Here is a 21,567-nt window from a genome sequence, read left to right on the forward strand (position 1 = left end):
GGACCCCGCAGGGGGGTTCGTCCCTGAGCCCCGCGCGGGTTCCTGCCAGACTCCGCCGGGCTCAGGTCCCAGACTGCCGTCCGGAGCCCCTCCCCGACGATGGACAAAGGACCTCGATGGGCGGGCCGTTGGTCCCGGGATACACTGCACCGCCGGTGACGGGGGACGTACCAGCTGGTCGACAGGGGAGGGCACCGCCATGGTGCACGCGAAGAAGATCGCTCTGTACGTGGTCGTGGTCTTCCTGCTCTACGTGGTCATCACGGATCCGGCCAAGGCCGCCGACTACGTGCAGATAGGCTTCGAGGGCGTCTCGACCGCCGCTCAGGCCGTCGGCGACTTCATGACCTGGGTCGCCAACGCGGGCGGCTAGCCCCCGACGACCGCCGCCGTACCGCGCGGCGCGGCCCGCCCCACCGAGGAGTCCCCGTGATCCGCCACCTCGTCCTGTTCAAGCTCAACGACGGCGTGCGGCGCGACGAACCGCGCGTGGCCGCCGGGGTCGAGGCGTTCCGCGCGCTGGGCGGACAGATCCCGGAGCTGGAGTTCTGGGAGTGCGCCTGGAACATCAGCGACCGTCCCATCGCCCATGACTTCGCGATCAACTCGGCGGTGGCCGACGCGGACGCGCTGAAGCGGTACCTCGAACACCCCGCGCACCAGGCCGGAGTGGCCCAGTGGCGCGAGTTCGCGACCTGGGTGATCGCCGACTACGAGTTCTGACCGCGCCGCCCCGGGCACCCGCCCCGGGCACCCGCCCCGGGCACCCGCTCCGGGCACCCGCCCCGCCCCGCGCACCCGGTCACGTCACCCCGCGCCGGTCCGCGCACCCACCGCCCCGGCCGCCGCCCCGGCCACCGTCCGGCCGCCGTCGCCACCACCGCGGCACCGCCCGGCACCGCACCACGCCGTCCCCGCCGACTCGACGGCGCCGCCCTCCACGGTCTCCGTGGAGGGCTCTCCGGGCTCTCCGGGCTCTCCGGGCTCTCCACGGACACTCCTTGGGCTCCCCTCGCCCTCTCCCCAGGCTCCCTTTATCGGATATATGTCCCTCAACACGGTGTTTTAGGGTGCTTGCACACAGTGCACATGTCTTGTGATGCTATGACCGCTTTTGCAGGACGAGTGGGATCCAGGTGAACCAGCGCGTCGAAGGGGTGGCGTTGACCGTGCCGGCCAGTACTGCGCCTCAGGCTCCGCCCCAGGAAGCCGCGTCAAGCACGTCGGCCACCGCCGACGCCACCGCCCCACCCGACACCATCGGCGCTATCGGCGCCATCAGCACCGTCGGCACCATCAGCGCCAGGGAGAGCCGGGTACCGACGGGCACCACGGGGACCGTCGACCCCAAAGCGCCCTCCGTGCCCCATGAACGCCCCCACGCGCTCCCTCTCGCGCCCCCTCTGTGCGGTGAACACCCGACGGCGCCCCCCACCGGCCCCGGCGCACTGCTCGAACCCCGGCACGCCCCCCATGACACAGGACCGTGCGCGACGGCCCCCCGCACCCCCGTTCCGGGGACCGGCGGCGCCCCGGCGGACCCCTCCGTGCCCCACGCGCCCGCCGACCCCCGCGTCCCCGCCGCGCCCACCCCCCAGCGTGCCCGGGGCGCCGACACCCGGGCCCTCACCCAGGTGCTGTTCGCCCAGCTCAGGCATCTGGAACCGGGCACCGCGGAGCACACCCGGGTGCGCGGCGCGCTGATCGAGGCCAACCTGCCGCTGGTGCGGTACGCGGCGGCCCGGTTCCGCAGTCGCAACGAACCCATGGAGGACGTCGTCCAGGTCGGCACCATCGGCCTGATCAACGCGATCGACCGCTTCGACCCCGACCGGGGGGTGCAGTTCCCGACCTTCGCGATGCCGACCGTCGTGGGCGAGATCAAACGCTACTTCCGCGACAACGTCCGCACCGTCCATGTCCCGCGCCGCCTCCACGAGTTGTGGGTGCAGGTCAACGGGGCGACGGAGGACCTCACCACCAGTTTCGGCCGCTCCCCCACCACCGCCGAGATCGCCGAACGGCTGCGGATCGGCGAGGACGAGGTGCTCGCCTGCATCGAGGCCGGGCGCTCGTACCACGCGACCTCCCTGGAGGCCGCACAGGAGGGCGACGGGCTGCCGGGGCTGCTGGACCGGCTCGGCTACGAGGACCCGGCCCTGGACGGGGTCGAGCACCGCGACCTGGTGCGGCACCTGCTCGTCCAGTTGCCCGAGCGCGAACAACGCATCCTGCTGCTGCGCTACTACAGCAATCTGACGCAGTCACAGATCAGCGCGGAGCTGGGCGTCTCCCAGATGCACGTGTCCAGATTGCTGGCGCGAAGCTTCGCGCGGCTGCGGTCCGCAAACAGGATCGAGGCGTAGCCGGAAAGGGTTGCACCCTCCGTGCGCCGGTACCCGGCGAACAGGCCGCATACAGCGGCAAATCCACCCGTACCCTACGGGTCGTCAGCCACTCGATGTCGACATGTCACTACAGCGTGTTGCCGACATGTGACATTCTGCCGGAAGCGCGTTTGCCGGGGCTCTGGCGCCGGTATTCAGGTGGAGGCTACGTTCCGACGGAGGGACGGCCGGCCGCCGACCGTCAGCGACCTCAAGGGGGTGGCATGTCCGCAGAACAGGGCAGCTCGAAGGTGCTCACGCTCACGAAGAGCGAACTCGCGCCCGAGCCTCACGGCACCGGGACCCCGCTCGCCGCCGCCGCACCCCCCACGGTCGCCGAACCCCCGGAGCCGCTCGTCCCCTCCGGCGCCATCGACACCCGGACGCTGTCCCGTTCGCTGTTCCTGCGGCTCGCCGCCCTCGACGAGAACAGCCCCGAGCGCGTCTACGTCCGCGACACCCTGATCGAGCTGAACCTGCCGCTGGTGCGGTACGCGGCGGCCCGGTTCCGCAGCCGCAACGAGCCGATGGAGGACATCGTCCAGGTCGGCACCATCGGCCTGATCAAGGCGATCGACCGCTTCGACTGCGAACGCGGCGTGGAGTTCCCGACGTTCGCGATGCCGACCGTCGTCGGCGAGATCAAGCGCTTCTTCCGGGACACCTCCTGGTCGGTGCGGGTGCCCCGGCGCCTCCAGGAGCTGCGGCTGGCCCTCACCAAGGCCAGCGACGAGCTGTCCCAGAAGCTCGACCGCTCGCCCACCGTCCCCGAACTCGCCGCCGTACTGGGCGTGTCCGAGGAGGACGTGGTCGACGGGCTCGCCGTGGGCAACGCCTACACGGCCTCCTCCCTCGACTCCCCCGCCCCCGAGGACGACGGCGGCGAGGGCTCCCTCGCGGACCGACTCGGTTACGAGGACACCGCGTTGGAGGGCGTCGAGTACCGGGAGTCCCTGAAGCCGCTGCTCGCCAAGCTCCCGCCGCGCGAACGACGCATCATCATGCTGCGGTTCTTCGCGAACATGACGCAGTCCCAGATCGGCGAGGAGGTCGGCATCTCCCAGATGCACGTCTCCCGGCTGCTGACCCGGACCCTCGCCCAACTCCGCGACGGACTCCTCACCTCCGACTGACCGGGCCCCTCCCGGACGCGGACCCGGACACCGCCCGCCCGGACACCGCTTGCCCGGACGTTCGGCCACCCAGGCGCTCAGCCACCCGGGCGCCCGGTCGCTCCGGCGAACCGTTCCCGTGCCGCCCGGCGGACCGGCTCCCCGAACCGTTCCACGACGGCCCGGCGAACCGTTCCCGTCACGCCCGGCGAACCGGTTCCACGACGGTCCGGCGAACCGTTTCCGTGGACCGACGGGCTACCCGATCGCCCGGTGGACCCTCCCCCCGTGGGAGGGTCCACCCTTTTCCGCATGCGCGACGACGAACTCCTCACCATCGGCCGGTTCGCCCGGCTGTGCCGACTGAGCGTCAAACAACTGCGGCACTACGACGCGACGGGGCTGCTGACCCCCACCCGGGTCGACACCCGCACCGGCTACCGCCTCTACGACCCCGCCCGGGCCCGCGACGCCCTGACCATCGCCCTGCTCCGCGAGATGGACCTGCCGCTGGCCGTGATCGCCCGCGCCCTGGCCGCCGGACCCGCCGAGCGGGCCCCGCTGCTGCTCGCCGAACGGGACCGGCTGGCCGAACGGATCCGCCGGGACCGGGCCCGGATGGAGGTGCTGGAGCACCTGGCGGAGGGCGGCCCGCCCGGCCACCGGGTGTCCCGGGGCGAGGAGCCCGAACGCCGTCTGGCCGTCGTCCGGGCGGTCGCCGCCCCCGAGGAGATCGGGGAGCGGACCGCCGGATGCGTGGCACGGCTGCTCTCCGCGCTCAACGGGACGGGCACCGGCTGGAAGCCGCCGCTGTGGGCGCTCTACCCCCTGGACCTCGGCGAGCGCACCGAGTTCGCCGTCGGGGCGGACGTCCCGTCGGGGGCGGTCCCGGAACCGCTGCGGCCGGTGGTCCTGCCCGCGGGCCAGGTGGCCGAGACCACGCACGTCGGACCGTACTCCCGGCTCCCGCTGGCCTATCACGCGCTCTTCGCCGCCCTCCACGAACAGGGCCTCGACCCGCGCGCGCCGGTGCGCGAGGCGTATCTCGTCGGACCGGGCGAGGCGCCCCCGGAGGAACTGGTGACCCGGCTGGTCGTCCCCGTCCGGGACGGCGGGGGAGGACGACGGCGCGACGACGCCACCACCAATCCCGGGACGACTCCCCGAACCGGCCCCGGGACCGCGTCCGGGAACCGCGTCGACGACGAGGGGCGGGCGGCATGACGGTCGTCCTGCCCGGGGTGGAGTCCCGGGGCACCGCGCACTGCGAGACGACGGCCCTCGGCGTACTGCTGCGCCACGAGGGGCTCGACCTCTCCGAACCCCTGCTCTTCGGTCTGGGCGCCGGGCTGTCCTTCGTCTACTGGGACGCCCGGAACCTGGACTTCCCCTTCCTCGGCGGCCGGGTCAGACCGTTCGAACTGACCCGGAACCTGGCCGACCGGCTCGGCTTGGAGCTGACCGTCCGGGAGACCGCCTCCGTCCGCAAGGCGTGGCAGAACGTGACGGCCGGACTGGCCGCCGGGCACCCCGTCGGCCTCCAACTCGACAGCCACCACCTGGAGTACTTCACCCCCCGGGTGCGGTTCGGGGGACACGTCGTCGCCCTGTACGGCTACGACGACCACCGGGCCCACCTGGTGGACACCGGTCCGCAGGGCGGCGCGGTGACCACCAGCCTCACCAGCCTCGCCGAGGCCCGGTCGGCGCGCGGCCCGCTGACCGCGCGGAACCGTTCGTTCACCCTGACCGTGCCGGGGGAGCCCCCGTCGGACGAGCGGATCGCCGCCGCCGTCACCGGCGCGGTCACCGCCTGCGCCACGGCCTTCCTCCACCCGCCGATGGCGAACCTGGGCCACCGGGGCGTCGAGAAGGCCGCCCGGCTGGTGCCCACCTGGCTGCGTCGCGCCGACCGTCCGGAACACGATCTGCCGCACGCGGCGCGGATGATGGAGGAGGCGGGCACCGGGGGCGCCCTGTTCCGCAATCTGTACCGCGACTTCCTCGGCGAGTGCGCGCGCCGGCTCGACGACGACCGGCTGCGGACCGGCCACGCGCGGTACGGCGAGGCCGCCGCCCTGTGGACGGAGGTGCCGTCCCTGATCGCGGAGGCGGGCACCTCGGGCGGGGAACACCCGCTGGTCCGGGCCGGGGCACTGCTGGGCGAGGCGGCCCGGGTGGAACGCGAGGCGATGGAGACGCTGAGCGGCCTGGGGGCCGGGGCGACCTGAGGAGCGCCTCAGGGAAGGGACCGGGGGGGAAGCCTCGGAGGGGACCCGGAAAGGGACCGGGGAGGGGACCGTGGGAGGAGCCCAGGCACAAGAGCCCGGGAAAGGGGCCCGGGAAAGGGGCTTGCCCGGGAGGGGGTGACCGGCGCCGGGCCGGTCACCCCGCGCGGGGTCAGGCCAGCGCCAGCCAGACGACGCCCGCGAGGACCGCGATCCCGGCGACGACGCCGAGGACCAGACCGAGCCGGGGGCCGGAGGAACGCGCGGCCCGCCGGGCGGAGCCCCGGGAGGAGGGACCGCCCTCGTCGACGAAGGCGCGGAACATCTGGGTGCTGCCCGCGGGGTCGTTGCCGCCCTGAGGGCCTTGTGGGGCTTGGGGGTTCTGTGCCATGGGGCAGGACCCTAGCCGAATCCGGGCGACGGCCCCAAGGGCGGGGTGGGCCCCGGTGACGTCCTTCCGGCACCGGGGTTTGCCAGGTTTTTAGCCCCGCCCGCCCCCTTCTGTTGCTTGCAGCAACCAATGAACCTCTATGGTTGCTGCAAGCAACGAAAAAGAGGGAGGGGGGCGGCATGGCCCTGGCCACCGCGCGGTCCGCCGCGTACGGGGAACTGGTCCGGCAGCTCAACGCGGTGGGCGCCGTGAACCGGGGGCTCGCCCGGCTGCTGCCCGCCGACTGCCCGGCCGGTCCGGCCGCCGTCCTGCACGTCCTGTCCCGCGAGGGCCCGCTGCGGACCACCCGGCTCACGGAGCTGCTGGCGGTGGACGCGTCGGTGACCAGCCGCCACGTCAGCCAGGCCACCGCGCGGGGCTGGGTCGTCCGGCTCCCCGACCCGGACGACGGACGGTCGCGCGTCCTGCGGCTCACCCCCTCGGGTGAGGCACGGCTCGCGGAGGTGCGGGACCGGTGCGTGGCGGCCGTGGCCCATCGGCTGGGCCACTGGCCGGAGGACGACGTCACCCGGCTCACCACCCTGCTGGCCCGGCTCCGCGCGGAGTTCGGTGACCACCGGCCCGCCCGCGCGGCGCAGCCGGGAGACCGAGAACAGGAACGGACGACACACGCATGACGACGACCACACGGCCGGGGACCCGGGACGGCGACCACGGCGGCCACGGCGACCACGAGGGTCCCGACGACCTCGACGGCCACGACGGCCACCGAGGCCAGGTGGACCAGGCGCGGGCCACGGTCACCGCCACGTCCACGTCCACGGTCACGGCCGGTCCGCCGCCGACGGGCCACCGGAAGGGGACGGGCCACCGGGAGAAGGCGTCCCCCGGGGAGGCGATGTCCCACCGGGAGATCATGGAGGCCCTGTCGGGCCTGATGCTCGGCATGTTCGTGGCGATCCTGTCGTCCACCATCGTCTCCAACGCCCTGCCCGAGATCATCGGGGACCTCGGCGGCGGCCAGAGCGCGTACACCTGGGTCGTCACCGCGTCCCTGCTGGCGATGACCGCGACCACCCCGCTCTGGGGCAAGCTGGCCGATCTGTTCTCCAAGAAGCTGCTGGTCCAGATATCCCTGGTGATCTACGTGGCGGGATCGGTGGTCGCCGGGCTGGCGCAGAGCCCGGGGGCGCTGATCGCCTGCCGGGTGGTCCAGGGCGTCGGGGTCGGCGGACTGTCCGCGCTCGCCCAGATCGTGCTGGCCGCGATGATCTCCCCGCGCGAACGGGGCCGTTACAGCGGCTACCTCGGCGCGAACTTCGCCGTGGCGACGGTCGGCGGCCCGCTGCTCGGCGGGGTCATCACCGACACCCCCTGGCTGGGCTGGCGCTGGTGCTTCTACGTGGGGGTGCCGTTCGCGGTGCTCGCGCTGATCGTGCTGCAGAAGACCCTGCGGCTGCCGGTGGTGGCGCGGCGGGACGTCAAGGTCGACTGGACCGGCGCGTTCCTCGTCTCGGCGGCCGTCTCCCTGCTGCTGGTGTGGGTGACGTTCGCCGGGAACGCCTACGACTGGCTGTCCTGGCAGACCGCGCTGATGGTCCCGGGGTCGCTGCTGCTCGGCGCTGCCTTCGTATGGGTGGAGGGCAGGGCCGCCGACCCCGTCATCCCGCTGCGCCTGTTCCGGAACCGGACGATCGCCCTCGCCTCGCTCGCCTCCCTGTTCGTGGGCGTGGTGATGTTCGCCGGTTCGGTGTTCTTCAGCCAGTACTTCCAGCTCGCGCGGGGCGAGTCGCCGACGATGTCCGGGCTGCTGACGATCCCGTTGATCGTCGGGCTGTTCGTCTCGTCCACGGTGTCCGGGCTGGTCATCACCCGGACCGGACGGTGGAAGGCGTGGCTGGTCTCCGGCGGGGTGCTGCTGACCGCCGGGCTGGGCCTGCTGGGCACCATGCGGCACGACACCCCGTACGGGCACCTCGCCCTCTCCATGGGGCTGACCGGGCTGGGCATCGGCATGATGATGCAGAACCTGGTGCTGTGCACCCAGAACCAGGTGGGCCCCGAGGACCTGGGCGCGGCCAGCTCGGTCGTGACGTTCTTCCGCTCGCTCGGCGGCGCGGTCGGGGTCTCCGCGCTCGGGGCGCTGATGTCGGCGCGGATCGGCGACCACGCGCGGGACGGGCTCGCCGCGCTCGGCCCGGCGGGCGCGGCGCTCGGCGGGGGCGGCGCCGAGGACGGGGCCATCCCGGACATGGACGCGCTGCCGGGACCGCTGCGCGGGGTGCTGGAGAGCGCCTACGGGCACGGCATCGCGGACGTGTTCCTGTTCTCCGCGCCACTGGCCGCGCTGGCCCTGCTGATCACGGTGTTCATCAAGGAGGTGCCGCTACGGGGCGGCCGGGGCTGACCCGGACCGCCCGGGCCCACGGGCCACCGGCCCGGACCCACCGGCCCGGGGCACCGGCCGGAGGCGGTCCGCCGACCCGAACGGACCCCGGAGGATCACTCCTGGACGGACGGACCGGACGGACCGGACGGACCGGACGGACCAGAGGGACCAGAGAGGCCAGGCGGACCGGACTGGCCGGACGGACCGGGCGTGTCGTCCCGGGCGGCGGCCCGCTCGATCATCGTCTCGATCCCCGCGATGAGCAGCTCCAGCGCGAAGGCGAAGTCCCGGTCCCGCATCTCCTCGACGGTGTCCCCGCCGCGCGCCGCCATCAGCGCGGCCGACGACTCCCACACCTCGGCCGAGCCCGGCACCCGCGAGATCAGGCTCAACGCCTCGGTGTAGAAGTCGTTCTGACTCATCCCCGCCTCCGCGCTCCGCTGGACGTAGTGGCCCTCGATGGTCCCGAAGCCGTAGACGAACTGGAAGACGGCGGCGATCGCCCCGATCTGCCCGGACGCGGGCAGTCCCGTGGCGCCCACGATCCCCTGGACGACGCGGGAGAACTCCAGTGAGTTCGGACCGATGTTGAGGAAGTGCCCGGCGAGCGCCGACAGCCAGGGGTGGCGCACCAGCAGGTCCCGGTACTCGGCGGCGGTGTCCCTCAGCAGCTCCCGCCAGTCGGCACTGGTACCGGCATCGGCACCCGTACCCGTGCCGTCACCGTCCGGGCCGGGCACCACGGGCAACCGCAGCTCTCCGTACGCCGCGTCGACGGCCAGCTCCAGCAGGTCGTCCTTGGTGTCGACGTACCAGTAGACGGACATGGCGGTGACGTTCAGCCCGGCGGCCAGCCGCCGCATCGAGAACTTCGCGATGCCCTCCTCGTCCAGCATCCGGACGGTGGTCCGGGTGATGACGTCCCGGTCCAGTCCGGACGGCGAGGGCTGGGTGCCGCGACGGGACCGGGCCTCGCGCCGTGTTCCGTCCGTCAGCCAGACGCTCGCTCTGGCCGGGCGCCCGCCCCGGTCGGTTTCCTTCGCCATCGCGCACCTCTCTCCCGTTGCGGGAACCGTACGCGACGGCGCCCGCGCACCCACTGACGCGGGCACCGCACCGGCCGTCGCCCCGTACGGTGCCCGCTTCCGCATGGTATGCGCAGGTCAGGACCGCCTCACGGCCCCGCTCCCCTCGCCCGCGGCACCGCCTTGGGCGACCGGATCACCGACCCCACCGACACCACCGCCCCCGTCACCGCCCCCGGACGGGGTCCCGGACCCGTCACCTCCGACGCGCTCGACCCGCTCGGCGCGCTCGGCCCGGCGGAGCAGCGCGGCGGCGAGCAGTCCGCCGAGGAACACGGCCGCGGCCCCGACCAGCTGACTGGTCGCCAGCCCGGAGGCGAAGGCGTCCGTGATCTCCCGCCGCTCGTCGGCGTCGGAGGCTGCGGCGAGGGCCGCCGGGAGGGAGGCCGCGGAGACCAGCGCGAAGAACCGGGCGTTCAGCACGGCGCCCAGGACGGCGACCCCGAGCCCGTTGCCGAACTCGGCCAGGGTGCCGTTGACGCCCGCGCCCACTCCGGCCTTCGCCGGGGGGATCGCGCTCATGATGGCGTTGGCCATGGCGGGCATGGCCAGGGCGATGCCCGCGCCCATCACCACCAGCCCGGCGAACATCCCGGCGTAGGTGCCGTCCGTACCGCCCGCCAGCAGGGCGACGAGGGCGAGCCCGAGGGCCAGCAGGGACATGCCGACGGCGATGGTGACGGGGGTGCCCAGCCGGGGGACGAGCCGCGCGCCGAGGCCCACGACGTTGAGCAGCACGATGGTGACCGCGAGGGGCGCGGTCCGCACCCCGGCCTCCAGGGCGCCGTAGCCGAGGACGAACTGGAGGTGCTGGGTGAGCAGGAACAGCGAACCGCCCATCCCGAACGCCACGAGGACCGCGCCCGCGACCGCGCCGACGAACCGCTGGTTCCGGAAGAAGTGCATGTCGAGCATCGGATGCGGGACCCGCAGCTCCCACAGCACGAACGCGCCCAGCACCAGCGCGCCGACCGCCGCCGAGGCGAGCACCCGGCCGGAGGTCCAGCCGTGCTCCGGCCCGGAGATGATCGCGAAGACGACGCCGGTCATCCCGATGGTCGACAGCACCGCGCCCACCAGGTCGGGCCGGTCCCCCCGGGGGTTCTTGGACTCCGGCACCATCCGGGCCACCGCCCACAGCCCGGTCAGCGCCACGGGGATGTTGATCAGGAAGATCGCGCCCCACCAGAAGTGGTCGAGCATGACGCCGCCGAGCAGCGGCCCGGCGGCGAACCCGAGCGAGTTGACGGTGGACCACAGCCCGATCGCCTTGACCCGCTCGGTCTCGTCGAAGATCTGCACGACCACCGCGAGGGTGGTGGTCATCAGCAGCGCCCCGCCGACGCCCATCCCCGCCCGGGCGGCGATGAGCTGGCCGGAGGTCTGCGCGAGTCCGGCGGCGAGCGAGCCGATCCCGAAGAGCGCGAGCCCGGCGATGAGCAGCCGCTTGCGGCCGTAGCGGTCGGCGGCGCTGCCCGCGGTCAGCAGCAGCCCGGACTGCACCAGCGAATAGGCGTTGATCATCCACTGGATGTCGGCGGAGGAGGCGTCGAGTTCACGCGTGAGCGAGGGGATGGCGACGTTCAGGACGGTGTTGTCGAGCAGCACGGTGAGCTGCGCCAACAGGATCACCCCGAGGATCAGCCACCGCCGTGGGTGCCCGGAGGACACCTGGGGGTTCTGAGCGGCCATGGCGGACATCCCACACTCCTTATACAGCGTATGACTGATCGCCATACACTGTAGAACACCTCCTATACGCCGTACAGGTAATAGTTTCCGCTACCTGCCGGAACCCGTCCGGCGGACCACCCGCCACCGCCCCGACGCGCCCGGTCACCCGGCAACACGACAGCCCCGGCCCCGTCACACCTCCCCACAGGTGGACGGGACCGGGGCTGTCTTCGGAATGGCCGCGCCGACCGCCGCCGTGGACCCCACGACCACGAACGGACGATCACGGACCCGAGAACACTGACCGCTGACGACCAACGGCTGACCGACCGTGACCGGACCGGCGGCACGTCGGACCGACTGCGGCCGGACCGACCGGACCGGACCGGACGACCGCCTGGACCGGACGACGGATCGGACCGGACGGCAGCCCGGATCAGACGGGCTGCTCCTGCTGCGCGGGCTTGATCAGGTACCCGGCGCCGCGCCGCGTGTGGATCATCGGCTGACGACCGGCGTCGATCTTCCGCCGCAGATAGGAGATGTACAGCTCGACGACGTTGGCCCGGCCCCCGAAGTCGTAGCTCCAGACCCGGTCGAGGATCTGGGCCTTGCTGAGCACCCGGCGCGGATTGCGCATCAGATAGCGGAGCAGTTCGAACTCGGTGGCCGTGAGGTGGATCGCGGTCCCGCCCCGGGTCACTTCGTGACTGTCCTCGTCCAGGGTCAGGTCCCCGACCTCCAGCAGCGCTCCGCCGCCGTGCGGGGCGGCCGTCCCCGTCCGCCGGATCAGCCCGCGCAGCCGACCGACGACGTCCTCCAGCCCGAACGGCTTGGTGACGTACTCGTCGCCCCCGGCCGTCAGCCCGGCGATCCGGTCGGTGACGCCCTTCCCGGTGAGGAACAGCACCGGGACGCCCGGGTTCTCGCGCCGCAGCCGGGCCCGTACGGAGAGGCCGTCGAGATCGGGCAGGGTCACGTCCAGGACGACCGCGTCGGGCCGGAACTCCCGCGCGGCACACAGCGCGCTCCGTCCGTCCGCCGCGCTGCGGATGCGCCAGCCCTCACAGCGCAGGGCGATCGACAGCAGTTCGGTGATGGACGACTCGTCATCGACGACGAGGACCCGGACCGGCGTGCCGTCCGGCTTCGTCGTGTCCGTGCGTTCCTGGATCGCGGTCATGTGGAAGAGCCTCCCGACGGGCTCTGAAACCCCAATGTGGGTCACCTGTGAAAACCCTGAGAATCCGACCCGCCTCCCTCAGGACGACCGTCCTGAACCTCCCACGACAACCGCCCCGGAACTCCCGGAACGCCCCGCCCCGCCCCCCTCCCGGAACGCCCCGCCCCGCCCCCCTCTCGGGACGACCCGCCCCGGCCCCCCTCAGAACACGCCTCCCCGACCCCTCTCTCAGAACAACCCGCCCTGCACCACGGACACGTCCCGCACCGGAACCGTGACCGTCCCCGTGCCTTCCGCGTCCCGCACCAGCTCCCACCCGGCCATCAGCCGGCCGTCGAGGACGACCACCGCGCCCCCGCCGGGCGCCAGGTGCAGATCGGGTCCGGCGACGGCGAGCACCGTGCCGCGCACCAGGCCGCCGTCCCGCAGGGCGGTGACCACCCCGGTGTTCGGCGGGAGCCGGGCGAGCCCGAACGCGTCACCGTGGTCGACGACCGCGCACTCCGTCTCCCGGCGCAGCGCCTCGGGCCACCCGGGCAGCACGGTCGCGGTCCGGTACAGCTCCCGCAGGACGGCGGCCCGCTCGGCGACCCCGGGCAGGGCGGCGCGGACGGCCCGCTTGCGGTCGTACGGGACGCGGTCCGGCACGCCGAGGGCGGTGCGCACCGACTCCTCGGTCCGGCGCGCGGCCATCAGCGGCCCCGTCCCCAGCCAGACGAACGCGACGGCGCCCTGCTCCAGCAGCCGGGCGGACCCCCGATCGGCCCGGGTGATGCCGACCTTGACCAGCCCCTCCCCGAACCAGGCGAGGTACACCCGGTACGGACGGGGGTCGTCGAGGGCGGTGTCGGCGGCGACGGACCGCGACCGGTCGAGCCGCGCGCACTCCTCGCACTGCGCCCGGGTGGTACGCGCCCCCACCACGGCCGCCCCCGGACACGGCGTCCACCGGCCGCCCCGCGCCACTCCCCCGCACCGCCGCTCCCCCACCACCCGGAACCCCAGCCACTCCCCCCGCCGGACCTCCCGCTCCCGCACCCCTCCGCCGTCCCCCCGCCACCCGACCAACGGCACCCCGCGCCCCGCGTCCCACCGCACCCCCGCACACCACCACGTCACCCTCCCGACGCTACCCCCGCCCACTGACAACGGCCCGGACAGCGCTGGCCGGTACCCGTCTAGGAACCGCCCGAGCCCCTGTGGTGATGTGCCAACAGAACATCGGCGAAAGCGGGGGAAAGCGCCCCCCACCACCGGCCGCCCCGCCCGCCGCGAGGCGTGCCCCTCGGGAACGGCCCACCACAGGCCGATCCGGTTGCGCAGCACAGGTCTTGAGGTGGTGCGCGCTGCACCACCATCCGGGTGCCTGCCTCATGGTCCGCCGAGCCGCCGAACGGCAGGGTTGAGGTACCGGGAAGAGGCGCACCGCCTCCCCGCCCACCGGTCGACCGGTCGACCGATCGACCAAGGAGGCCATCCATGACCCGAGCATCCGCGCGCCGCAGCCTGTCCGCCGCGCTCGCCCTCGCGGCGGCGCTGGGCGTTCTGTCGGCCGCCCCCGCGCTGGCCTCCGACGTGCCCACGACCGTACGGATCCCCGTCTCGGAGTCCTCCGGCCAGGATGTCGTCGCCGCTCTGGAGCGGTACGCGCATCCGCTGCGGACCACGGCGCCGGACGGCGGTTCCCCCCGCGATCTGGCGGCCCTGGGGCAGATGACCCGGGGGGCCCGCGTCGTCGGCATCGGTGAGGTCACCCACGGGTCGAAGGAGGTGTTCACCTTCCGGGAGCGCCTGTTCCGGCACCTGGTGGCCGAGGAGGGCTTCACCACGTTCGCCATGGAGGCCCCCTGGTCGACCGGGGTCCGGCTGGACTCCCACATCCGTACGGGCAGGGGAGATCTCCGCACCATCCTGCGCGAGGAGTTCCAGGGCGACTACAAGTCCTGGCGCACCGAGGAGTTCTTCCGGCTCTTCAGCTGGATGCGGAAGCACAACCGCACCGCCCCCCACCAGATACGGATCATGGGCAACGACATCGGTGACGTGGGCCGCGCCCAGTACGCGCGCGTCCTGGACTGGGCCGCGGAGCACCGGCCCGCTCTCCTGCCCGGACTGCGCGAGCGGTACGCGGGACTCCGCGCGCTGCCCGAGGGCGTGGCGGAGCGGATGAAGGCCGTCAACGCGCTCCCCCGGGAGCGGAAGCAGGCCCTGGCGGACGACGCCCGCGCCGCGCACCGGCTCCTGGAGGGCACCGACGGCGTGGACCCCTGGGTGCTCCAGGAGGCCAGGGTCATCTCACAGATGGCCGTCATGTACTCGCTGGAGGGTTCCGCCCTGCATCTGCACCGCGACCGCTCGATGGCGAAGAACACGCTGTGGTGGCAGCAGCGGACCGGGCAGAAGGTGGTGGCCGCGGCGCACAACGGCCACGTCACCTACAAGTCGCCGTGGCCCGAGCAGTACCCGGTGACCCAGGGGGAGTGGCTCCGCCGCATGATGGGCCGCGGGTACCTCGCCATCGGCACCTCGATCCACAGCGGCGGCTACCTGGCCGCGCACCGGGACACCCGCGACGTCCAGACCTTCGACACCGGCCCCGCCGCGCACGGCAGCAACGAGCACACCCTGGACCGCGTCCGCCACCGCGACTACTACCTCGACCTGCGCCGGGCGGGCCGGGACCCGGTCGCGGGCCGCTGGCTGAACACGGCACGCCCCACCTTCCTCGTACCCGCCACCCACGTCCCCGAGGTGATGACCAAGCCGCAGAACCTGATCCACGGCTACGACGTACTGGTCCACCTCCACCGCGTGGAAGCCGCCGTCCCCCTGCGCTGATCCACCCCGCCACCACCCCGCCGAACCGGCTCCCGCCCGGGCGCGAGGGCACCCCACCGCCACGAAGCACCCACCGCCCTGGACCGCCCCGAGCCCCCCACCGACGCGGACACCGGCCCCCCACACCCCCACCCTCCAGCAGCCCGCTCCCCAAAGCCCCATAAACGACCGAGGCCCCGTGGAATGATCCACGGGGCCTCGGTCTCGATGTGCACTCGGCAGGATTCGAACCTGCAACCTTCTGATCCGTAGTCAGATGCTCTATCCGTTAAGCTACGAGTGCTTGTGTTCTCTTGTTTCGCTTGCTCCCCCGCTCGGGCTTTCGTCCCGGTCGGCGTTGCGGGAACAACATTACATGAACGGCGGCGTGAGGCGAAATCCATTCCCCGCACCCGTTCTGACCTGCGCTTTTACCTAGGCAGCCAGCCCCTGCGGGGGCGCCCGGGCCAGCCTCGCGCGCCCTGGCCGCAGTGCCGTCCGCCCCGTCTCGTGACCGAGAACACCACCCGCCCGAACCGCATGTCCGGTACGGCCCGCGCCACCCGTCGGCCCCAGCCCCAGCCCCAGCCCCAGCCCCAGCCGGGAAACGCCTGGAGCCCCGGTCCGTAGGGACCGGGGCTCCAGGATCATGAGCGCGGAGGCGGAGGGATTTGAACCCTCGATGGGCTTTAAGGCCCAAACCGCATTAGCAGTGCGGCGCCATAGACCGGACTAGGCGACGCCTCCAGCACAACCGCCCACGCGAGCGCGAGTGGTGCGTGCAGATGATGACACAGCCCAGCGGGCCGTTACCAATCGCCCCCCACGGTACTAGGCGTGCCGCCCGCAGGGCAAAGCCCCGGTCGGGGCCGGGTACGGAGACACAAGGCGCGTGCGCGGCCCTCCGCACCGGCGCCCGGCCGACGGAGACGGCACGGGGCGACGCGGACCGGACACCCGGTCCGCAACCCGCTTCCCGTCCGCGCGTTAGACCGGTCGGACGCGCGCTCCGCGCCCACGGGGCCGATCCGCCCCGCCCCGCACCCTCGCCGAAGGACCCCCATGCCCCAGTCGATGCCGACGCCGACACCACGGCTCCGCGTCCTCCGTACCGTCGCGGCCGCCCTCACCGCCCTCTCGGGGCTCGCCGTGGGCCCCGGTACCGCCCACGCCCTGGACCGGGTGCCGCTGCCGCCGATCCTCACCAGCGCCGACCAGCTCACCGTCGTGGTGAAGGGCACCGGGCGGGCCGTCGACGGGACGTACCGTCTCGAATGCGGGCCCGCCGGAGGCACCCATCCGCAGGCGGCCCGGGCGTGCGAACGACTCGCCGAACTCTCCTCCCGTGGCAGCGACCCCTTCGCACCGGTCCCCCCGTACGCCGCCTGCTCGCTCCAGCACGGCGGCGGCGCCACCGCGCGGATCACCGGCCGCTGGTACGGCCGGTACGTCGACGCCCGTTTCTCCCGGACCGACGGCTGTGAGATCTCCCGCTGGAACGGCCTGGTGCCCGTGCTGCCCGGCGCGGGGCCGTCCTGACGCTCCCGGGGCCGCCACGGGATCCGGCCGACCCCCGGACCCGGCCCGACCGCGCCCCCGCCTGGTCAGCCCCGAAGGACCCGGAGGGGGACCGGATCCCCCGCACCCCGCCCGTGGCGACTCCTCGGACGTCCGCCGTCGCGAGCGCAACCCAGGGTCGTAGACTCCCGCGTGACACGTTGCGGACCGCGCGGCAAGATGGCCTTCGTGGTCGGCAGGATGCCGGAACAGGGAGGAAGCGTCTCGTGAGCAGCAGGCCATCCCGAGGCGCTGCTCGCCTCGCAGCCATACTCGACGCACTCCCGGACGCGTTGGTGCTGGTCAACGCCAACGGAACCGTGGTCAACGCCAACACCATCGCGCTGGAGGCGTTCGAGGCGCCGGGTACCGCGCTGGTGGGGCGGGGGCTCCTGGACCTGCTCCCGGAGTTCGATTCGCGGCTGATCCCCGGCTCGATGCGCCGTCCGGAGAGCACCGACCCCCGGGGCCGCACCAAGCCGAAGCGGATGACCGCGCGCCGCACCGACGGCGGGATCTTCCCGGTCGAGGTCACATCCGCGAATCTGGAGAACGGTCAACAGGCGTACGACGGTCAGGGCTACACGGGTGACGAGCTGCTGATGCTCGTGGTCCGGGACCTGTCGGGCACCGTGGACACCGAGGCCGAGCTGGCGCGTTCGCAACGGCAGACCGAGATGATCCTGCGGGCCGCGTCCGAGGGGGTCGTCGGCACCGATCTCGACGGGCGGATCGTCCTCGTCAACCCGGCCGCCGCGCAGATCCTCGGCTACCGGGCGAACGAGCTGGGCGGCAAGGAGCTGCACACCCTCGTCCTGCACTCCCGGGACGACGGCGAGCCGTTCCCGTACGAGGGTTCGCCGCTGGCCGACACCCTCCGGTCGGGCCGCAAGCACCGGGTGCGCCGGCAGGTCCTGTGGGCGAAGAAGGGCGACAAGGTCCCCGTCGACCTCACCACCGCCCCGGTCCGGGACGGTGACCAGCTCGTCGGCGCGGTGATGACGTTCACCGACCGCAGGCCGTACGAGGAGCTGGCCGAGGAGAAGGCCGGGGGCGAGCGGGAGCACGCCGCCGAGCTGGCCCGGCTGCGCGAGGAGCACACCGCCGGGCTGGCGGAGAGCGCGGAGGCGCACGCCGAGGAGATCGCCGCCGAGAAGGACCGGTACGCGGCCCTCGCCGAACGGGAGAAGGACCGCTACGAGGCCCAGGCGGCCCGCTACGACCAGCTGGTCGCGGTCCTCGACACCTCGCTGCGCGGCCCGCTGGACGAGCTGCGCCACGAGCTGGCCGGGCTGGCGGCCGACGACGCCGGACAGCTGTGGCCCGAGGCCAACCAGATCCTGCACCACCTCGCCGCCGGGTACTCCCGGATCACCACCCTGGTCGACAACGTCCTGTGCTACCAGCGGCTCGACCGGGGCACCGAGGTGCTGGACCGGCGCCCCGCGATGCTGGACGCCGTCGTCACGGCCGGGGTCGAGGGCGCCGTGGAGCTGATCGGACCGGGCCGGGCGCAGTTCGCCGTGCACGCCCCGCCGATCGAGGCGGAGGTGGACGCGGAACGGCTCGCCAAGGCCCTCGCGCATCTGATCGCGGACGTCGCGGGCGTGGACTCCACCGGCAACGCGCCGGTCGTCGCCAACGGCTACCTGGACTCGACGGTGGTCGTCGCCGCCGCACAGCGCGGCGAGGTGGTCCGGATCGAGGTCCGGGGCCCCTTCCAGGGCGGCGACCCGGTGCACGAACCGATCGTCCGGGGCATCGTGCGGGCGCACGGCGGCGTGCTCCAGACGCACGAGGTGCCGGGGATGAGCGGCCGCGCCTACGTCCTGGAGGTGCCGATCGGCGGCGGCGCCGGTGCGGTGCCCGCCGACCCCGCCCCGGCCGCCGGAGAGACCGTCGGAGAGGCCGTCGTCGAAGCGGCCGGTCCGTCCGCCGGGGCCGCGGCCGACACCGGTACCGATGGATCGGGGACCGGCGGCGACGCCACCCGTGGTGGACGGCGGCGTGCCCGCCGGGGCTCCACGGACGCCTTCCTGGAGGGCGCCCACCCGCACGGCGCGCCCGCCGGAACGGACGACGGCCCGGAGGACGCCCCCGGCGGGGCACCCGCCGAGGTGCCCACCGGAGTGCCCACCGGGCGACGGCGCGGACGTCAGGCGGAGGAGGCCCCCGTGGGCGCCCCCGACGGTTCCACCGGATCTGGTGGAACCCATGGATCCGCCATGGCCCTTCCCCCGGCGGACGCGTCCACGACGGACGGAACGGGCCGCAGGCGCGGCAGGCCCAGCGCCGACGCACCCGCCGGTGACGGTCCGCGCGGGCCGCACGGTGCCCACGGCCCGGCCGGGCTCGGCCAGGTGCCGCCCGCCGGAGCACCTATGGCACTGCCGTCCGGGCAGTCCGGGCCATCCGGGCCGGACGCGCGGGAGGCCGCCGTGTCCGCGATGCCCGCGCTGCCCCCGGCGGCGGTGGACGCGCCGAGCGGCCCCCAGCCCGTGAACCCGGCGGGGCTGCCGGGCCGCCCCGTGCCCCCCGGTCCGGCGCAGCCCGGTGTCCCCGGCGGCCCGCACGGGCTTCCGGCCGCCCAGGCCCCGGCCCAGCCCCCGGCCGCCCGCCCGGCGCGCCGGGCGCTGGCCCCCGCGTCGGCCGAGCGCGCTGCCTCCGGCCAGCCCGTGGAGGGCGCCGAGGACGGTGCCCCCCGGAGTCCCTTCGCGCTGCCCCCGGCCGGGGCGGACCGGGCGGGCGCCCCCGGGCACGAGGCGCACGCCGGACGGGACCCGCGCGGTCCCCTCGACGAGCACACGCCGCCCCAGCCCCACCCCACCGAACGCCCCACCGGGCGGCGGCGGGCCGTGGGCGCGGGCGGCGGCACGGGCGGAGAGGCCGTCGATCCGCACGGCCCGGCTCCGTACCCCGCCGTTCCCCAGCAGGCACCCGGGTACCCGGAGACCGGATTCCCCGGCGCGCCCGGCCCGGCCGGTGGGTCCCATGCGCCCGGTGGGCCCGGCGGGCCGGTTCCGCCGCAGGGCGTTCCGGCGGGCGGTGTCCCGGCGCAGATCACTCCGGCCGCCGGGGTGCCCGTTCCGGCGGCGGCCCACGCTGCCGCCCCGTCCGCGTACCCGGGGCAGCTCCCCCGGCCCGCCGGTCCGGTCGAACCCGGACGGCCGGTGCCCGTGGGTGGGCTGCCCGCCCAGGCGGTACCGGACGTCGAGGCCGGTCCCGGGGTCCCGGCGCGGACCGCCGCGCCCCAGCCCGCGCGCGTCGCCCAGCCCGCTCGGCCGCCGCAGCCGCCGCAGGGCGGTCAGCCGCTGCCTCCCGCGCGTCCCGTCCCCGTCACGGAGTCCCTTCCGACGGACCACCCGGTGACGGCCGGACAGCCGGACCACGCGGTGCCCGCCGGGCCGGGAGCCCAGCCGGGGACCGCCGGACAGCCGGGGCGGCCGGGACGGTCGGCGCAGCCCGGCGGAACGGCGTGGACGGGTCAGGCACCCACCCCGCCCGTGTCCACCGCCCCGCCGCTCCCCCGGCAGTCCGCTCCCGCGCCGGTCGCGGCGGACCGGACGGAGGCAGACCGGGCGGAGGGGACGTACGACTCCCAGGCGCGGGCCTTCAACGTCCGGACGCTCGGGCAGGGGGTACCCGTCGCGCGGTCGGCCGCCGACGCGCAGCCCGGGTCCGTGGCGTCCGGGACCGTGCCGCCGGGCGGTCCGGCCCTCCCGCCGGGCGGGGCGTCCAACGGTTCGGGGCGTCGGCGAAAGCTCGGCACCCGGCCGGACGCCCTGTCCGACCAGCCCGAGCCGTCCGACCAGCAGGGCAGGCCGCAGCAGCCCGCTCCGGCCGGTGCCCCGCAGACCCGGCTCGCGGGCCCCGCCACGGGTCCCGGACGGTCGTACGCCATAGGGGCGCCGGACCAGAACGCGGACGAGGGGCCGGAGCCGCTGGACGGACCGGGTGGTGCGATCGAGGTCGCCGACCAGCCGTACCCCCGGCCGATGGACGACGAGCTGCCGCCCGAGCCGCTCGACAACCCGCGTCGGCTGCTGGTGTGGCCCGCGCCCGACATGAGCACCCAGCAGGCGCTCAGCGACCGTGGGTACCGTCCGGTGCTCGTGCACTCCCGTGAGGAGGTCGACGCGCAGATCGCCGCCTTCCCGGCCGCGCTGTTCGTGGACCCGCTGACCGGACCGATCACCCGGACCGCGCTCCAGTCGCTACGGCAGGCCGCGGTGGCCGCCGAGGTCCCGGTCCTGGTGACGGCCGGGCTGGGCCAGGCGACCCGGGAAGCCGCGTACGGGGCCGATCCCGCCGTGCTGCTCAAGGCCCTGGCGCCGCGTGACAGCGAGCAGCATCCGCCACGGGTGCTGCTGATCGAGGAGCACCCGGAGATCGCGCTCGCCCTGACGTCCACGCTGGAGCGCCGGGGGATGCAGGTCGCCCGGGCGGAGACGGACGCCGAGGCGGTCGCCCTGGCCACCCAGATGCGTCCCAACCTGGTGGTGATGGATCTGATGCAGGTCCGTCGCCGTCGGGCCGGGATCGTGGACTGGCTCCGGGCGAACGGTCAGCTGAACCGGACGCCCCTGGTCGTCTACACCGCCGCTGTGGACCACACCGAGCTGCCCCGGCTCGCGGCGGGGGAGACCGTTCTGTTCCTCGCCGAGCGTTCGACCAGCGCGGAGGTGCAGAGCCGGATCGTCGATCTGCTGGCCAGGATCGGGACGAACTGAGCGGACGGGTACGA

General features: G+C 74.1%; 17 protein-coding genes and 2 tRNA genes. 11 read left to right on the forward strand and 8 right to left on the reverse strand.

Annotation, left to right across the window (positions count from 1 at the left end; all coding sequences use genetic code 11):
- Positions 1-199: 199 nt before the first annotated feature.
- Positions 200-373 carry a hypothetical protein gene (locus ACVWNX_RS16420; RefSeq protein WP_454407824.1) on the forward strand — a complete coding sequence of 58 codons (174 nt, stop codon included), beginning with the start codon at positions 200-202 and terminating at the stop codon, positions 371-373.
- 56 nt (positions 374-429) lie between these two features.
- Positions 430-723, forward strand: coding sequence for a Dabb family protein (locus tag ACVWNX_RS16425; protein WP_454407825.1), 294 nt, complete (start codon positions 430-432; stop codon positions 721-723).
- Between the two features lie 466 nt (positions 724-1,189).
- Here ACVWNX_RS16425 and ACVWNX_RS16430 read toward each other — a convergent pair whose 3' ends face one another.
- The gene (locus tag ACVWNX_RS16430; protein ID WP_454415046.1) at positions 1,190-1,330 is read right to left on the reverse strand and encodes a hypothetical protein; all 141 of its coding nucleotides are present in this window, start codon (positions 1,328-1,330) and stop codon (positions 1,190-1,192) included.
- 118 nt (positions 1,331-1,448) lie between these two features.
- On the opposite strand from ACVWNX_RS16430, the gene ACVWNX_RS16435 reads away from it, so the two are divergent.
- The 4 genes from ACVWNX_RS16435 (at position 1,449) to ACVWNX_RS16450 (ending at position 5,730) form a co-directional block, all read left to right on the forward strand.
- On the forward strand, positions 1,449-2,366 hold the full coding sequence (locus tag ACVWNX_RS16435) for an RNA polymerase sigma factor SigF (RefSeq protein ID WP_454414795.1): 918 nt from the start codon (positions 1,449-1,451) through the stop codon (positions 2,364-2,366).
- Between the two features lie 245 nt (positions 2,367-2,611).
- Positions 2,612-3,520, forward strand: coding sequence for an RNA polymerase sigma factor SigF (locus ACVWNX_RS16440; protein ID WP_454407826.1), 909 nt, complete (start codon positions 2,612-2,614; stop codon positions 3,518-3,520).
- 291 nt (positions 3,521-3,811) lie between these two features.
- Positions 3,812-4,723: a MerR family transcriptional regulator gene (locus tag ACVWNX_RS16445; RefSeq protein WP_454407827.1), complete on the forward strand. Its 912-nt coding sequence runs from the start codon at positions 3,812-3,814 to the stop codon at positions 4,721-4,723.
- Entirely contained in the window at positions 4,720-5,730 is a 1,011-nt protein-coding gene (locus ACVWNX_RS16450; protein WP_454407828.1) for a BtrH N-terminal domain-containing protein, read from the forward strand. The genes ACVWNX_RS16445 and ACVWNX_RS16450 overlap by 4 nt, the downstream gene beginning before the upstream one ends.
- Before the next feature lie 169 nt (positions 5,731-5,899).
- On the opposite strand, the gene ACVWNX_RS16455 is transcribed toward ACVWNX_RS16450, so the two are convergent.
- Positions 5,900-6,118, reverse strand: coding sequence for a hypothetical protein (locus tag ACVWNX_RS16455; RefSeq protein WP_454407829.1), 219 nt, complete (start codon positions 6,116-6,118; stop codon positions 5,900-5,902).
- A gap of 179 nt (positions 6,119-6,297) precedes the next feature.
- Between ACVWNX_RS16455 and ACVWNX_RS16460 the strand changes: the two genes are divergently transcribed.
- Complete coding sequence (locus ACVWNX_RS16460; protein WP_454407830.1) at positions 6,298-6,795, forward strand: MarR family winged helix-turn-helix transcriptional regulator; 498 nt, start codon at positions 6,298-6,300, stop codon at positions 6,793-6,795.
- Positions 6,796-7,016: 221 nt separating this feature from the next.
- Positions 7,017-8,525: an MFS transporter gene (locus ACVWNX_RS16465; RefSeq protein ID WP_454414796.1), complete on the forward strand. Its 1,509-nt coding sequence runs from the start codon at positions 7,017-7,019 to the stop codon at positions 8,523-8,525.
- A gap of 95 nt (positions 8,526-8,620) precedes the next feature.
- Here the strand turns inward: ACVWNX_RS16465 and ACVWNX_RS16470 are convergent, their stop codons facing one another.
- From ACVWNX_RS16470 to ACVWNX_RS16485, 4 genes are all read right to left on the reverse strand, one after another.
- On the reverse strand, positions 8,621-9,553 hold the full coding sequence (locus tag ACVWNX_RS16470; RefSeq protein WP_454407831.1) for a TetR/AcrR family transcriptional regulator: 933 nt from the start codon (positions 9,551-9,553) through the stop codon (positions 8,621-8,623).
- A 117-nt stretch (positions 9,554-9,670) separates the two neighbouring features.
- Positions 9,671-11,293: an MFS transporter gene (locus ACVWNX_RS16475; RefSeq protein ID WP_454407832.1), complete on the reverse strand. Its 1,623-nt coding sequence runs from the start codon at positions 11,291-11,293 to the stop codon at positions 9,671-9,673.
- A gap of 409 nt (positions 11,294-11,702) precedes the next feature.
- Positions 11,703-12,449, reverse strand: a complete 747-nt coding sequence (locus tag ACVWNX_RS16480; RefSeq protein WP_454407833.1) for a response regulator transcription factor — start codon at positions 12,447-12,449, stop codon at positions 11,703-11,705.
- Positions 12,450-12,677: 228 nt separating this feature from the next.
- Positions 12,678-13,517 (reverse strand): DUF2797 domain-containing protein, encoded by an 840-nt coding sequence (locus ACVWNX_RS16485; RefSeq protein WP_454414797.1) that lies wholly within the window; start codon positions 13,515-13,517, stop codon positions 12,678-12,680.
- A 411-nt stretch (positions 13,518-13,928) separates the two neighbouring features.
- On the opposite strand from ACVWNX_RS16485, the gene ACVWNX_RS16490 reads away from it, so the two are divergent.
- Positions 13,929-15,287 carry an erythromycin esterase family protein gene (locus ACVWNX_RS16490; RefSeq protein WP_454407834.1) on the forward strand — a complete coding sequence of 453 codons (1,359 nt, stop codon included), beginning with the start codon at positions 13,929-13,931 and terminating at the stop codon, positions 15,285-15,287.
- 210 nt (positions 15,288-15,497) lie between these two features.
- On the opposite strand, the gene ACVWNX_RS16495 is transcribed toward ACVWNX_RS16490, so the two are convergent.
- Both ACVWNX_RS16495 and ACVWNX_RS16500 read right to left on the reverse strand, forming a co-directional pair.
- Positions 15,498-15,570, reverse strand: a tRNA-Arg gene (locus ACVWNX_RS16495).
- A 352-nt stretch (positions 15,571-15,922) separates the two neighbouring features.
- Positions 15,923-16,013 (reverse strand) — tRNA-Ser (locus ACVWNX_RS16500).
- Positions 16,014-16,328: 315 nt separating this feature from the next.
- Here ACVWNX_RS16500 and ACVWNX_RS16505 point away from each other — a divergent pair.
- Together ACVWNX_RS16505 and ACVWNX_RS16510 are read left to right on the forward strand one after the other, a co-directional pair.
- Positions 16,329-16,805 carry an SSI family serine proteinase inhibitor gene (locus ACVWNX_RS16505; protein ID WP_454407835.1) on the forward strand — a complete coding sequence of 159 codons (477 nt, stop codon included), beginning with the start codon at positions 16,329-16,331 and terminating at the stop codon, positions 16,803-16,805.
- A gap of 245 nt (positions 16,806-17,050) precedes the next feature.
- Positions 17,051-21,553 (forward strand): hybrid sensor histidine kinase/response regulator, encoded by a 4,503-nt coding sequence (locus ACVWNX_RS16510; RefSeq protein ID WP_454407836.1) that lies wholly within the window; start codon positions 17,051-17,053, stop codon positions 21,551-21,553.
- Positions 21,554-21,567: the final 14 nt, after the last annotated feature.

Source organism: Streptomyces sp. JNUCC 64 (assembly GCF_054484115.1).

Bases quoted from the DNA above. Each gene is read 5' to 3' on its own strand.
- ACVWNX_RS16420 (WP_454407824.1), top strand. From the start codon at position 200: ATGGTGCACGCGAAGAAGATCGCTCTGTACGTGGTCGTGGTCTTCCTG.
- ACVWNX_RS16440 (WP_454407826.1), top strand. From the start codon at position 2,612: ATGTCCGCAGAACAGGGCAGCTCGAAGGTGCTCACGCTCACGAAGAGC.
- ACVWNX_RS16445 (WP_454407827.1), top strand. From the start codon at position 3,812: ATGCGCGACGACGAACTCCTCACCATCGGCCGGTTCGCCCGGCTGTGC.
- ACVWNX_RS16450 (WP_454407828.1), top strand. From the start codon at position 4,720: ATGACGGTCGTCCTGCCCGGGGTGGAGTCCCGGGGCACCGCGCACTGC.
- ACVWNX_RS16455 (WP_454407829.1), bottom strand. From the start codon at position 6,118: ATGGCACAGAACCCCCAAGCCCCACAAGGCCCTCAGGGCGGCAACGAC.
- ACVWNX_RS16460 (WP_454407830.1), top strand. From the start codon at position 6,298: ATGGCCCTGGCCACCGCGCGGTCCGCCGCGTACGGGGAACTGGTCCGG.
- ACVWNX_RS16465 (WP_454414796.1), top strand. From the start codon at position 7,017: ATGTCCCACCGGGAGATCATGGAGGCCCTGTCGGGCCTGATGCTCGGC.
- ACVWNX_RS16470 (WP_454407831.1), bottom strand. From the start codon at position 9,553: ATGGCGAAGGAAACCGACCGGGGCGGGCGCCCGGCCAGAGCGAGCGTC.
- ACVWNX_RS16475 (WP_454407832.1), bottom strand. From the start codon at position 11,293: ATGTCCGCCATGGCCGCTCAGAACCCCCAGGTGTCCTCCGGGCACCCA.
- ACVWNX_RS16480 (WP_454407833.1), bottom strand. From the start codon at position 12,449: ATGACCGCGATCCAGGAACGCACGGACACGACGAAGCCGGACGGCACG.
- ACVWNX_RS16490 (WP_454407834.1), top strand. From the start codon at position 13,929: ATGACCCGAGCATCCGCGCGCCGCAGCCTGTCCGCCGCGCTCGCCCTC.
- ACVWNX_RS16505 (WP_454407835.1), top strand. From the start codon at position 16,329: ATGCCCCAGTCGATGCCGACGCCGACACCACGGCTCCGCGTCCTCCGT.